The 12,705-nt window shown below is 56.0% G+C and carries 14 protein-coding genes and 1 tRNA gene; 12 read left to right on the top strand and 3 right to left on the bottom strand.

What is annotated here, in order from left to right; translation table 11 throughout:
* Positions 1 to 4: 4 nt before the first annotated feature.
* Together RHM59_RS10880 and RHM59_RS10875 are read right to left on the bottom strand one after the other, a co-directional pair.
* On the bottom strand, positions 5 to 760 hold the full coding sequence (locus RHM59_RS10880; RefSeq protein ID WP_322167951.1) for an SDR family NAD(P)-dependent oxidoreductase: 756 nt from the start codon (positions 758 to 760) through the stop codon (positions 5 to 7).
* Between the two features lie 308 nt (positions 761 to 1,068).
* A tRNA-Leu gene (locus tag RHM59_RS10875) sits at positions 1,069 to 1,153 on the bottom strand.
* Positions 1,154 to 1,262: 109 nt separating this feature from the next.
* On the opposite strand from RHM59_RS10875, the gene queA reads away from it, so the two are divergent.
* From queA to RHM59_RS10845, 6 genes are all read left to right on the top strand, one after another.
* A complete protein-coding gene (gene queA, locus RHM59_RS10870) occupies positions 1,263 to 2,333 on the top strand; it encodes a tRNA preQ1(34) S-adenosylmethionine ribosyltransferase-isomerase QueA (protein WP_322167952.1) in 1,071 nt (356 codons plus the stop codon).
* A gap of 14 nt (positions 2,334 to 2,347) precedes the next feature.
* On the top strand, positions 2,348 to 3,463 hold the full coding sequence (gene tgt / locus RHM59_RS10865; protein WP_322170764.1) for a tRNA guanosine(34) transglycosylase Tgt: 1,116 nt from the start codon (positions 2,348 to 2,350) through the stop codon (positions 3,461 to 3,463).
* A 52-nt stretch (positions 3,464 to 3,515) separates the two neighbouring features.
* Complete coding sequence (gene yajC / locus RHM59_RS10860; RefSeq protein WP_322167953.1) at positions 3,516 to 3,851, top strand: preprotein translocase subunit YajC; 336 nt, start codon at positions 3,516 to 3,518, stop codon at positions 3,849 to 3,851.
* 63 nt (positions 3,852 to 3,914) lie between these two features.
* Positions 3,915 to 5,783 carry a protein translocase subunit SecD gene (gene secD / locus RHM59_RS10855; RefSeq protein ID WP_322286540.1) on the top strand — a complete coding sequence of 623 codons (1,869 nt, stop codon included), beginning with the start codon at positions 3,915 to 3,917 and terminating at the stop codon, positions 5,781 to 5,783.
* A 9-nt stretch (positions 5,784 to 5,792) separates the two neighbouring features.
* Positions 5,793 to 6,704: a protein translocase subunit SecF gene (secF, locus tag RHM59_RS10850; RefSeq protein ID WP_322167955.1), complete on the top strand. Its 912-nt coding sequence runs from the start codon at positions 5,793 to 5,795 to the stop codon at positions 6,702 to 6,704.
* A gap of 125 nt (positions 6,705 to 6,829) precedes the next feature.
* Entirely contained in the window at positions 6,830 to 7,393 is a 564-nt protein-coding gene (locus RHM59_RS10845) for a glycine zipper 2TM domain-containing protein (RefSeq protein WP_322167956.1), read from the top strand.
* A 64-nt stretch (positions 7,394 to 7,457) separates the two neighbouring features.
* On the opposite strand, the gene suhB is transcribed toward RHM59_RS10845, so the two are convergent.
* Positions 7,458 to 8,273, bottom strand: a complete 816-nt coding sequence (gene suhB / locus RHM59_RS10840) for an inositol-phosphate phosphatase (protein WP_322167957.1) — start codon at positions 8,271 to 8,273, stop codon at positions 7,458 to 7,460.
* A gap of 143 nt (positions 8,274 to 8,416) precedes the next feature.
* On the opposite strand from suhB, the gene trmJ reads away from it, so the two are divergent.
* The 6 genes from trmJ to iscA all read left to right on the top strand — a co-directional run bounded on the left by trmJ (position 8,417) and on the right by iscA (position 12,701).
* Entirely contained in the window at positions 8,417 to 9,190 is a 774-nt protein-coding gene (trmJ, locus tag RHM59_RS10835) for a tRNA (cytosine(32)/uridine(32)-2'-O)-methyltransferase TrmJ (RefSeq protein WP_322167958.1), read from the top strand.
* Positions 9,190 to 9,966, top strand: coding sequence for a serine O-acetyltransferase (gene cysE / locus RHM59_RS10830; protein ID WP_322170767.1), 777 nt, complete (start codon positions 9,190 to 9,192; stop codon positions 9,964 to 9,966). Before trmJ ends, cysE begins: the two co-directional genes overlap by 1 nt.
* Positions 9,967 to 10,141: 175 nt before the next feature.
* Positions 10,142 to 10,633 carry a Fe-S cluster assembly transcriptional regulator IscR gene (iscR, locus tag RHM59_RS10825; RefSeq protein WP_297833141.1) on the top strand — a complete coding sequence of 164 codons (492 nt, stop codon included), beginning with the start codon at positions 10,142 to 10,144 and terminating at the stop codon, positions 10,631 to 10,633.
* Positions 10,634 to 10,677: 44 nt separating this feature from the next.
* Positions 10,678 to 11,892 (top strand): IscS subfamily cysteine desulfurase, encoded by a 1,215-nt coding sequence (locus tag RHM59_RS10820; RefSeq protein ID WP_322167959.1) that lies wholly within the window; start codon positions 10,678 to 10,680, stop codon positions 11,890 to 11,892.
* 47 nt (positions 11,893 to 11,939) lie between these two features.
* A complete protein-coding gene (gene iscU / locus RHM59_RS10815; protein WP_322167960.1) occupies positions 11,940 to 12,326 on the top strand; it encodes a Fe-S cluster assembly scaffold IscU in 387 nt (128 codons plus the stop codon).
* 51 nt (positions 12,327 to 12,377) lie between these two features.
* Positions 12,378 to 12,701 carry an iron-sulfur cluster assembly protein IscA gene (gene iscA, locus RHM59_RS10810; protein WP_322167961.1) on the top strand — a complete coding sequence of 108 codons (324 nt, stop codon included), beginning with the start codon at positions 12,378 to 12,380 and terminating at the stop codon, positions 12,699 to 12,701.
* Positions 12,702 to 12,705: the final 4 nt, after the last annotated feature.

Below are 12,705 nucleotides of genomic sequence, written 5' to 3'. Positions count from 1 at the left end.
CCTGCTACTGAGCCGTCCACCCACCATCGATCTTGAGCGACGTACCGGTCACCATTCGCGAAGCTGGCCCCGCAAGGTAAAGGGCCGCGCCAACGATGTCTTCCATCTGCGCCATGCGCCCCAGGGGGATTTTTGAGACAAAGCTTTCAATGGCGCCTGGTGCGCTGGCGATTTTTCGGATCATCGGCGTATCCACGAACGTTGGGCAAATCGTGTTGACCCTGATATTGCGGCTTGCAAATTCAATGGCCATTGCTTTGGTCAAACCCTCAACCGCGTGTTTGGTCATGCAATAGGCCGTCCGGTTGGCCGCACCCACATGGCCCATTTGCGAAGACACGTTGATCACCGAACCGCTCTCATGACCCGTGCGCTCCAGCATCTTCGCCACAGCCGCCTGCGCCACTACATAACACGCCCGGATGTTCAGATTCAGCATCTCGTCTAGGTGCTCATCTCGCATTTCCAACATAGGTTCTGGGTAATTGGTGCCTGCGTTGTTCACCAGAATGTCGAGGCTGGGCAGTGCATTGATCATCGCCCTAATGGCCGCGCTGTCCGTCACGTCACATACCACCGTGCGCGCCTGGCCGCCAGCCAGGCAAATCAACTCTGCGACCTCAATCAGCCTGGATTCTGTTCTTCCGACCAGCACCACACCAGCACCCGCAGCACTCAACGTATGAGCGATACCCGCTCCAATGCCCCCGCCCGCGCCGGTAATAAGTGCTGTTTTACCGTCCAGACGAAAGGACGGCATTCCAAAAAAATTGCTCGACACAACCATGATGACCTCAGTTTTGCATTCGTATGCAATCGATCATATAGAGTTTGGCAGATGAATGAAAAGGTTGAGGAGAGGAGGTGAGGTTGGTTTGATTGTATTTGACTAAGCAAGACGGATCAGGGAGGGCTTGAGTGCAATCAACTGATCCAGAAATGCCTGCATGCAAAAGCTACCAAACAAGCTTTCGCCCTAATCCAACCAATCACCCACAAAAAAGCCCGCTTTCGCGGGCTTCTTGTGTATCTAATACAAGCCGGTAGAGACCTGTACTTCCTGCTATTTGGTGCCCCGAGGGAGACTCGAACTCCCACTCCTTTCGAAAACGGATTTTGAATCCGCCGCGTCTACCGATTCCGCCATCAGGGCTTGTTGGCGGCGGAGTATAGAGATGAGACTACCGTTGGTCAACAACTGTTTCTTGGTGAATTTTAGCTATTTCCGCTAGACTCTACGGCCCTGCTAAACGAACCCCATCATGCGCGTTGCTGACTTTACCTTCGAGCTCCCGGATTCATTGATCGCTCGCCATCCTTTGGCTGAGCGTCGCGGCAGTCGTTTGTTGACCCTGGACGGGGTTAGCGGCGCGCTGGCTCATCGACAATTTACCGATTTGCTGGAGCATTTGCGCCCCGGTGATTTGATGGTGTTCAACAATACCCGGGTGATTCCGGCGCGGTTGTTCGGGCAGAAGGCGTCCGGCGGCAAGCTGGAGATTCTGATCGAGCGCGTGCTGGACAGCCATCGGGTGTTGGCGCATGTGCGGTCCAGCAAGTCGCCCAAGCCCGGCTCGATGATTTTGATCGATGGTGGTGGCGAGGCTGAGATGCTGGCGCGGCACGACACGCTGTTTGAGCTGCGGTTTGCCGAGGAAGTCTTGCCGTTGCTGGATCGGGTGGGCCACATGCCGTTGCCGCCTTATATAGATCGCCCAGACGACACGGCTGACCGCGAGCGTTATCAGACGGTCTATGCCCAGCGCTCCGGCGCGGTGGCTGCGCCCACTGCTGGGCTGCATTTCGATCAGCCGCTGATGGATGCGATTGCGCAGATGGGCGTTTCAACCGCGTTCGTCACCTTGCACGTCGGCGCGGGTACGTTCCAGCCGGTGCGTGTTGAACGCATCGAAGACCATCACATGCACAACGAATGGCTGGAAGTCAGCCAAGAGGTGGTCGATGCCGTCGCCGCCTGTCGTTTGCGCGGCGGGCGAGTCATTGCGGTGGGCACTACGAGCGTGCGCTCGCTGGAAAGCGCCGCCCGTGATGGCGTGTTGAAGCCGTTCAGCGGCGACACCGACATCTTCATCTACCCAGGCCGGCCGTTTCATGTGGTCGACGCCTTGGTCACCAATTTTCATTTGCCGGAATCCACGCTGTTGATGCTGGTTTCGGCATTCGCCGGTTACCCAGAAGCCATGGCTGCCTACGCGGCAGCGGTGGAGCATGGTTACCGCTTCTTTAGTTACGGGGATGCGATGTTTATCACGCGTAATCCCGCGCCGACCGCTCCGCAGGAATCGGAATCGGCCCCAGAGGATCAAGCATGAGTCGCACCAGTCGTATGTCTTTCGAGTTGCTGGCCACTGATGGCAAAGCGCGTCGTGGTCGCATTACTTTTCCCCGGGGCGTGGTTGAAACCCCTGCGTTCATGCCGGTCGGCACCTACGGCACGGTGAAAGGCATGCTGCCTCGGGACATTGTGGCCACCGGCGCGCAGATGATTCTGGGTAACACGTTCCACCTGTGGCTGCGCCCTGGCACTGAAGTCATCAAGCGTCACGGGGACTTGCATGACTTCATGCAGTGGAGCGGCCCGATTCTGACTGACTCCGGTGGTTTTCAGGTGTTCAGCCTCGGTGCCATGCGTAAGATCAAGGAGGAGGGCGTTACCTTCGCCTCTCCAGTGGACGGTGCCAAAGTGTTCATGGGGCCGGAAGAGTCGATGCAGGTCCAGCGTGATCTGGGTTCGGACATCGTGATGATTTTCGACGAATGCACGCCGTACCCGGCCGACGAAGACGTTGCGCGGATCTCCATGGAGCTGTCCTTGCGTTGGGCCAAGCGTTCGAAAATCGCCCATGGCGAGAACACGGCTGCGCTGTTCGGCATCGTCCAGGGCGGCATGCACCAGGATTTGCGCATGCGCTCCCTCGAAGGTCTGGATGAGATCGGCTTTGACGGCTTGGCCATCGGCGGTCTGTCGGTGGGCGAGCCCAAGCACGAGATGATCAAGGTGCTGGACTACCTGCCGGGAATGATGCCGGCTGACAAACCTCGTTACTTGATGGGCGTGGGCAAGCCTGAAGACTTGGTTGAAGGTGTGCGCCGCGGTATCGATATGTTCGATTGCGTGATGCCTACCCGCAACGCGCGCAACGGTCATTTGTTCATTGATACCGGCGTGCTGAAAATTCGCAATGCGTTCCATCGTCATGACGATTCGTCGTTGGATCCGACCTGCGATTGCTACACCTGCCAGAACTTCTCGCGCGCCTATTTGCACCACTTGGATAAGTGCGGAGAAATGCTAGGAAGTATGCTCAATACCATTCATAACTTGCGGCATTACCAAGTGCTTATGGCTGGTTTGCGCGAGGCTATTCAACAGGGTACATTGGCCGCCTTTGTGGATGCCTTCTATGCCAAACGCGGGCTGCCAACGCCGCCGTTGGATTGATTGAATACCGATTTTTTGCTGATTTCTAAAAATTTTGTAATTGGAGTGCTAAATGAGCTTTTTTATCCCTGCCGCTTTTGCGGACGCCGCTGCACCTGCCGCTGGTCCTGCTGGTTCGGGCTTTGAATGGATTTTCCTGGTCGGCTTTTTGGTCATCTTCTATTTGATGATCTGGCGCCCACAGTCCAAGCGTGCCAAAGAACAGAAAAACCTGCTGGGCAACTTGCAGAAAGGCGACGAAGTAGTCACCTCTGGCGGCATCGCTGGCAAGATCAACAAAGTGACTGATGACTTCGTGGTTATTGAAGTCTCTGACACGGTTGAACTGAAAATCCAGAAAGGCGCTATCGCCGCCACGCTGCCTAAAGGCACCTTGAAAGCGATCTAAGATTCAGTCTTTTACCAATCGACGGGGCGCGCAAGGCGCCCCGCGTTATAAGCGGGCGGCGTGATGCTGAACAAATACCCTCTGTGGAAATACGTACTGATCCTGGCAGTGCTGGTGGTCGGTGTTATTTATTCCGCACCCAATCTCTACCCTGACGATCCGGCTATTCAAATCAGCGGCGCGAGCACGGCGTTGCAGATTAATCAGGCTGACCTGGACCGAGTGAGCAAAGCGCTCGTCGACGCAGGTATTACGGTCAAAGGCGCGTCTCTGGCTGAGAATGGCAAGGGCGGTTTGTTACGTCTGACCAAGCAAGAAGACCAGTTGCCTGCCAAGGATGTCGTACGCAAGGCATTGGGCGATGATTATGTCGTTGCGCTGAACCTGGCTCGGACCACACCTACATGGTTGCGTGTCTTGGGTGCAAGCCCGATGAAGATGGGTCTGGACTTGTCTGGTGGTGTTCACTTCCTGTTGGAAGTAGACATCGACAAAGCACTGGATGCGCGCCTGAAAGTCTATGACGGCGAAGTCAAAACCTTGTTGCGCAAAGAGCGTCTGCGTTATCGCAGCCTGCCGCAGGTCGACAATGGAATCATGCTGGGTTTCGCTGATGCCGATACTCGCACTCAAGCCAGCGCACTGATTAAAAAGAACAACAACGATTTCACCTTGACCACCAGCGAGCGCGGCGATCAGTTCGTACTGCGGTTGGCCATGACTCCGGCGAAAATTGCCGAGATCCGCGAATACTCGATCAAGCAGAACTTGACCACGGTACGTAACCGGGTCAATGAACTGGGTGTCGCCGAACCTTTGGTTCAGCGTCAAGGCGCCAACCGTATTGTGGTTGAGCTGCCGGGCGTCCAAGACACCGCTGAAGCCAAACGTATTCTGGGCAAGACGGCCAACCTTGAATTCCGTCTGGGCGCAGGTCCCGACGATTCGAAAGCCACTACCGAAATGTTTGAGTTCCGTGAAGGCGGTCGCCCTGCGGCACCGGTTGAGCGTGGTCTGATCATCACCGGTGACCAGGTGACTGACGCCAAGGCGGGTTTCGACGAGCATGGTCGTCCGCAAGTGAACATCAAGCTTGATGGTCACGGCGGTGATCTGATGAGCCGTGCGACGCGCAGTAATGTTGGCCGTAGCATGGCGGTGATCTTCATCGAGCAGAAGCCTACAACGACTTACACCAAGCAGATGGTCAACGGCGTCGAGAAAGACGTGCCGGTGCAGTCGTTCACGGAAGAGAAGAAAATCATCAGCCTGGCGACTATCCAGTCGCCGCTGGGCAGTCAATTCCGCATCACGGGGCTGAACGGTCAGGGTGAAGCTTCCGAGCTGGCGCTGCTGCTGCGTGCCGGCGGTCTGGCTGCGCCGATGTACTTCGCTGAAGAGCGGACCATTGGTCCGAGCCTGGGCGCAGACAACATCACCAAGGGTATCCATGCATCGCTATGGGGCATGCTGTTTGTGTCGCTGTTCATTATGGCTATCTACCGTTTCTTCGGTCTGATTGCTACGGTTGCACTGGCGGTGAACATGGTGCTGCTGCTGGCATTGATGTCCTTGCTGGGTGCAACGCTGACCCTGCCAGGTATTGCCGGTATCGTCCTGACCATGGGTATGGCGGTGGACGCCAACGTGCTGATCTTCTCGCGAATACGTGAAGAGATCGCTGGGGGCATGACCATACAGCGCGCTATCAACGAAGGCTTCGGGCGCGCATTCACTGCGATCCTCGATGCCAACCTGACAACGTTACTGGTTGGCGGCATTCTCTTTGCGATGGGCACTGGCCCGGTCAAAGGCTTTGCGGTGACCATGTCGCTCGGGATCTTTACCTCGATGTTCACGGCCATCATGGTGACCCGCGCAATGGTCAACCTGATCTATGGCGGACGTGACTTCAAGAAGTTGTGGATTTAAGGGGCTGCCATGTTACGTACCATTAACTTTATGGGCGTTCGCAATATTGCGTTCGCTATCACCATGCTCCTTACGGTGCTGGCTTTGTTCAGCTTCTTTCATAAAGGCCTGAACTACGGTTTGGACTTTACCGGCGGTACGCTCATTGAGCTGACTTACGAGCGTGCGGCAGACTTGCCGAAAGTACGTCAGGAGTTGGAAACCGCGGGTTACCACGAAGCAGTCGTTCAAAGCTTTGGCGCAACGACGGATTTGCTGGTGCGTATGCCAGGCGAAGATCCGCAGTTGGGCAATCAGGTTGCTGCAGTGCTGCGCCAGACCGGTGCGGATAACCCCGTGACCGTCAAGCGTGTGGAGTTCGTTGGTCCTCAAGTGGGTTCAGAGCTTCGTGACCAAGGCGGCCTCGGCATGCTGATGGCATTGGGTGGCGTTCTGATCTACCTGGCCTTCCGCTTCCAGTGGAAGTTTGCCGTCGGCGCCATCGTCTCGTTGATCCATGACGTGGTGGTCACCGTGGGCATCCTGTCGTTTTTCCAGGTGACGTTTGACCTGACAGTACTCGCCGCTGTACTGGCGATCATTGGTTATTCGTTGAACGACACCATTGTGGTATTTGACCGGGTTCGGGAAAACTTCCGGATTTTGCGCAAGGCGACGTTGATCGAGAACATCAATGTTTCTACCACTCAGACGCTGCTGCGGACGATGGCAACTTCGATTTCGACGTTGCTGGCGATTGTCGCATTGTGGGTCTTTGGCGGTGACAGCTTGCACGGTTTCTCCGTCGCGCTGTTTATCGGTGTACTGGCGGGTACTTACTCGTCGATCTACATCGCTAACGTTGTGCTTATTTGGCTGAGCCTAACTACTGAGGACCTCATTCCTCCGGTGATTACAGACAAGGTTGATGATCGTCCTTAGAGGCGGCCGATTGACCATTAAGGGCGTGAGTGTTGAACTCACGCCCTTTTTTGTACTCCAAGGCTAGGATTAGCGTCGGACATTTCTATTTTATAAATGCCACGCATTACTGCCAGGAGGTTCAAGTGAACAAGTCGATGCTTGTCGGTACGGTATTGGGTGCGGTTGCCGTCACTGCCGGAGGTGCATTCGCCACCTATAGCTTGGTTAAAAGCGGCCCCGAATATGCAGATGTGCTGGGAGTCCAGCCCATCAAAGAACAAGTAAAAACCCCTCGTCAAGTCTGCAAAGAGGTGGCGGTTACCCGTCAGGCGCCGGTCAAGGACCAGCATCAGATATTGGGTAGCGTATTGGGTGCGGTAGCAGGTGGTTTGTTGGGCAACCAGGTAGGCGGCGGTAAAGGTAAAACCCTCGCTACGGTCGCCGGTGCGGCGGGTGGTGGATACGCCGGCAACCGCGTTCAGGAAGGCATGCAGGAGCGCGATACTTACACCACTAATCAAACGCGGTGTAATACCGTCAATGACATCAGCGATAAAGTTGTGGGTTATGACGTGAAGTATCAATTGAACGGTAAAGTTGGTCAGGTCCGTATGGACCGTGATCCCGGTAATCAAATTCCGGTGAACAAACAGGGCCAACTAATGTTGGGTCAAGACGCTCCGCCGCCACAAACTACACAGCAATAACGTTCCGACAGGGGCAGGCACAAAAAAACCGGCTATTGCCGGTTTTTTTTGTGCAGCATAAAACTTAGCGTTTTAGCGCGGCAGGCAAGTGCGGTGCAATCGAAGTCAACACAGCTTTAAAGCACTTGGTGTTACCGGCAACGATGTGGCCTTTTTCAAGGAAGTCGTGGCCACCGGTAAAGTCGCTCACCAAACCGCCTGCTTCTTGAATAAGCAACGCACCTGCGGCCATGTCCCATTCAGACAGGCCCGACTCCCAGAACGCGTCGAAACGACCGGCCGCTACATAAGCGAGGTCGAGACTGGCAGCGCCTGCGCGACGGATGCCGGCAGTTTGACCGACCAGGCTGCGGAACATGCCCAGGTAGTTTTCCAGGTTATCCATTTGGCCGTCACGGAACGGGAAGCCGGTACCGAGCAGGGCGCCTTCCAGGCTTTTACGCTGGCTGACACGCAGGCGGCGACCGTTAAGCGCGGCGCCACGGCCACGGCTGGCGGTGAATTCTTCCTGGCGAACCGGGTCGAGAACCACGGCGTGCTCAAGACGGCCACGGTATTTACAGGCGATGCTGACCGCGAAGTGCGGCACGCCCCGTACGAAGTTGGTGGTGCCATCGAGCGGGTCGATGATCCACAGGTAGTCGGTTCCGTCGCCGCTGCCTTCATGCAGGCCGCTTTCTTCGCCCAGAATGCCGTGGGTCGGATAGGCTTTTCGCAGGGCGGTAATAATACTCAGCTCGGCCGCGCGATCAATTTCGGTGACGTAATCTTTCGCTTCTTTTTCGTCGACCTTGATGGTATCCAAGCGCTCGATGGAGCGGAAAATCAATTCACTGGCGCTGCGGGCGGCGCGCAGCGCGATATTCAGCATGGGCTGCATGGACGTTTCACCTAGGTCGTTAAAGAAAGCCGAACATTGTAGGGGCACGGACCGATTATTTCCAGCGCGCATAGCGTCCGTAGCGTTAATCGAGGTGGTTCTGTAAGATTTGCTCCCCTTTCTCTCGTCTGTGAGAACTTGCATTGCTGCAAAATATTCGCGTTGTCCTGGTCGGTACCAGTCACCCCGGTAACATCGGCGGGGCTGCGCGCGCCATGAAAAACATGGGGCTTTCACGCTTGGTGCTGGTTGATCCGTTGGATTTCCCTTCTCATGAGGCCGAGGCGCGTGCGTCCGGGGCCAGTGATGTTCTCGCGAACGCCCACGTCGTGGCGACGCTAGAGGATGCCTTGGTGGGCTGCAATCTGGTGCTGGGCACCAGTGCCCGTGATCGCCGAATTCCCTGGCCGCTGCTTGATCCGCGTGAATGCGGTGTGATGGCGGCAGAGCAAGCAGCTGACGGCGCTGAAATTGCAATAGTGTTCGGGCGTGAATACGCTGGCTTGACCAATGAAGAGCTGCAGCGATGTCACTACCACGTGCATATCCCGTCTGACCCCGAGTTCAGTTCGCTGAATCTGGGGGCTGCGGTGCAGGTGCTGTGCTACGAAGTGCGGATGTCGTGGCTTGCCGCCCAAGGTCAGCCGACAAAAGTCGAGAAGGTCGAAGTGACCTCCACGCGTAGCTCTGAGCCTGTAACCATGGATGAGATGGAGCTGTTCTACGGCCATCTTGAAGCGACCCTGGTTGCTATCGGTTTTCTAGATCCGGAAAACCCGCGTCATCTGATGGCTCGGATGCGACGTTTGTTTGGGCGCAGTGCTGTGTACCGGTCAGAAATGAATATTTTGCGCGGCATCCTCACCGAGACGCAGAAAGTTGCGCGCGGTGAGCCCCATAAGCGGAAGGACCAATGATGTTCGAGCGTCTGCGAGAAGATATTCAAAGCGTATTCCATCGTGACCCTGCGGCGCGCAATGCGTTTGAGGTGTTGACCTGCTACCCCGGCATGCACGCGATCTGGCTTCACCGGCTGTCCCGCTATTTGTGGGATCTGGGCTGGAAATGGCTGGCGCGAGTGGTCTCTAACTTCGGGCGCTGGATGACCGGAATCGAGATTCATCCGGGGGCGACTATCGGCCGTCGTTTCTTCATCGATCACGGAATGGGCATTGTGATCGGCGAAACTGCAGAGATTGGCGATGACGTTACCTTGTACCAAGGCGTGACCTTGGGCGGCACGAGCTGGAACAAGGGAAAGCGCCATCCGACGTTGGAGGCGGGGGTGGTCGTCGGTGCTGGCGCCAAGGTGCTGGGGCCGTTCACTGTTGGTGCGGGCGCGAAGGTCGGCTCCAATGCAGTGGTCACCAAAGCCGTGCCAGCGGGTGCCACGGTTGTCGGTATTCCGGGGCGAATCATCATCAAGTCTGATGATGAGGTGGACGCCAAGCGCAAGGCCATTGCCGAGAAGCTTGGCTTCGACGCCTACGGAATCAGTGAAGACATGCCGGACCCGGTTGCGAAAGCGATTGGTCAACTGCTTGATCACATCCAAGCGGTGGATGCGCGCCTCGAAAGCATGGGCGAAGCGCTTAATAAGCTTGGCTGCGACTACAGCGCTAAAGAGCTGCCGGCGCTACGCGATGAGGTTTTTGAGTGCGTGAAAGACTGCAGCGAAACCAAAGTCGGCTAACCCTGACGCCCTGGAAGGCATAGGACCTACGGCGCGTGCCAACGCGCCTGGGTATTTGCTATGATGCTGCCGCGGTTTTGCCGGTAATCCCGACTAATTTACTAGGTCTTATAGTTGACTTAAATACTCGGGAATAGCATACTCGCCCTCATTCCGAACCTCCGCGGTACATGCCATGCGACTGACTACAAAAGGCCGATACGCTGTAACAGCCATGCTAGACCTGGCGTTACATGCGCAGCGCGGGCCAGTGTCCCTGGCCGATATTTCAGAGCGGCAAGGTATATCCCTGTCCTATCTTGAACAGCTGTTCGCCAAACTGCGTCGCAGTAATCTGGTGTCTAGCGTGCGTGGCCCAGGTGGTGGTTACCAGCTGTCCCGTGACATGCAAGGTATTCAGGTCGCGCAGGTGATCGATGCGGTTAACGAATCGGTCGATGCGACACGTTGCCAGGGGCTAGGTGATTGCCATGCTGGCGATACTTGTCTGACCCACCACTTATGGTGCGACCTCAGTCAGCAAATTCACGAATTCCTTAGCGGTATAAGCCTGGCTGACCTTGTCACTCGCCGTGAGGTACAAGAAGTCGCTCAGCGCCAGGATCTGCGTCGCAACGCATGCAGAACACCGCAGTTGGATAAGATTGAAACGTCCGCCGTCGAATGACCGTAGATGCATGAGCGGCGCGCCTGCCCGATAGGAGATATTCAATGAAATTGCCGATTTACCTCGATTACTCCGCGACGACTCCGGTCGATCCTCGCGTTGCGCAAAAAATGAGCGAATGCCTGCTGGTTGACGGAAACTTCGGCAACCCTGCATCGCGCTCTCACGTGTTCGGCTGGAAAGCAGAAGAATCCGTAGAGAATGCGCGCCGTCAGGTTGCTGATCTGGTCAACGCTGACCCACGTGAAATTGTCTGGACCTCCGGTGCCACCGAGTCCAACAATCTGGCAATCAAAGGTGTTGCACACTTTTATGCCAGCAAAGGCAAGCACCTCATCACCAACAAGATCGAGCACAAAGCGGTTTTGGACACCATGCGTCAACTGGAGCGTGAAGGGTTCGAAGTCACTTACATCGAGCCAGGCACAGACGGTCTGATCACTCCGGCGATGGTTGAAGCGGCGCTGCGCGAAGACACCATTCTGGTATCGGTCATGCACGTCAACAACGAAATCGGCACCATCAACGACATCGCGGCCATTGGTGAACTGACCCGTTCGCGCGGCGTGCTGTTCCACGTTGATGCTGCACAGTCCACCGGCAAAGTTGACATCGATCTGGCCAACCTCAAAGTTGACCTGATGTCGTTCTCCGCTCACAAAACCTACGGCCCTAAAGGCATCGGCGCGCTCTACGTGAGCCGCAAACCGCGTGTTCGCCTGGAAGCGACCATGCACGGTGGCGGTCATGAGCGTGGCATGCGTTCCGGTACGCTGGCGACTCACCAGATCGTTGGTATGGGTGAAGCGTTCCGGGTCGCCAAAGAAGACATGGCGGTTGAAAACGTCCGCATCAAAGCCTTGAGCGACCGTTTTTTCAAGCAGGTTGAACATTTGGAAGAGCTGTACGTGAACGGTAGCCAAATCTCCCGTGTACCGCACAACTTGAACCTGAGCTTCAACTACGTTGAAGGCGAATCGCTGATCATGGCGCTCAAGGATCTGGCGGTTTCGTCCGGCTCTGCGTGCACCTCGGCTTCCCTTGAGCCTTCTTATGTATTGCGCGCCCTGGGCCGCAATGACGAATTGGCGCACAGCTCGATTCGTTTTACCTTCGGCCGTTTTACCACCGAAGAAGAAATCGACTACGCCGCGCAGAAAGTGTGCGAGGCCGTTACCAAGCTGCGCGCTTTGTCGCCGCTGTGGGACATGTACAAAGACGGCGTCGACATCTCGAAGATCGAGTGGGCTGCGCACTGACAAGTCGCCAATAAGAGCGACTTTCTGATGAGTGAGGATTAAGTACCATGGCATATAGCGAAAAGGTCATAGACCACTACGAGAACCCGCGCAACGTCGGCAAGATGGACGCGGAAGATCCAGATGTTGGTACTGGCATGGTCGGCGCGCCGGCTTGCGGCGATGTAATGCGCCTGCAGATCAAGGTCAACGAACACGGCATCATCGAAGATGCCAAGTTCAAAACCTACGGTTGCGGTTCGGCTATCGCCTCCAGCTCCTTGGCTACCGAGTGGATGAAGGGCAAGACTCTGGATGAAGCAGAGACCATCACAAACACTCACCTGGCCGAAGAACTGGCGTTGCCTCCAGTTAAAATCCACTGCTCTGTACTGGCGGAAGACGCCATCAAGGCAGCTGTTCGCGACTATAAGCAGAAGAAAGGCTTGCTCTAATCCCCGAGGGAGGAGAGCCTTTACGAAGCTTGATTCAATTAAGGAGTTTCGATGTCTATCAGCATGACAGAAGCTGCCGCTCAACACGTACGTCGCTCCCTTGCAGGGCGCGGCAAAGGTGACGGGGTTCGCCTGGGTGTTCGCACTACAGGCTGTTCCGGTCTCGCCTATGTGTTGGAGTTCGTCGATGCGGCGGGCAGTGATGACACCGTGTACGAATTACACGGTGTTAAAGTGATCATCGATCCAAAAAGCCTGGTTTATCTCGATGGCACTGAACTCGATTTCGTCAAGGAAGGGTTGAACGAAGGCTTCAAGTTCAACAACCCCAACTCGCGCGGTGAATGTGGCTGCGGCGAAAGCTTCAACATCTGAGGCT

This window comes from Pseudomonas sp. MH10, assembly GCF_034353045.1.
Classification (GTDB): Bacteria; Pseudomonadota; Gammaproteobacteria; order Pseudomonadales; family Pseudomonadaceae; genus Aquipseudomonas.
The sequence above is the reverse complement of the archived record's forward strand: the minus strand, read 5'-3'. Positions and strand labels throughout refer to the sequence as shown.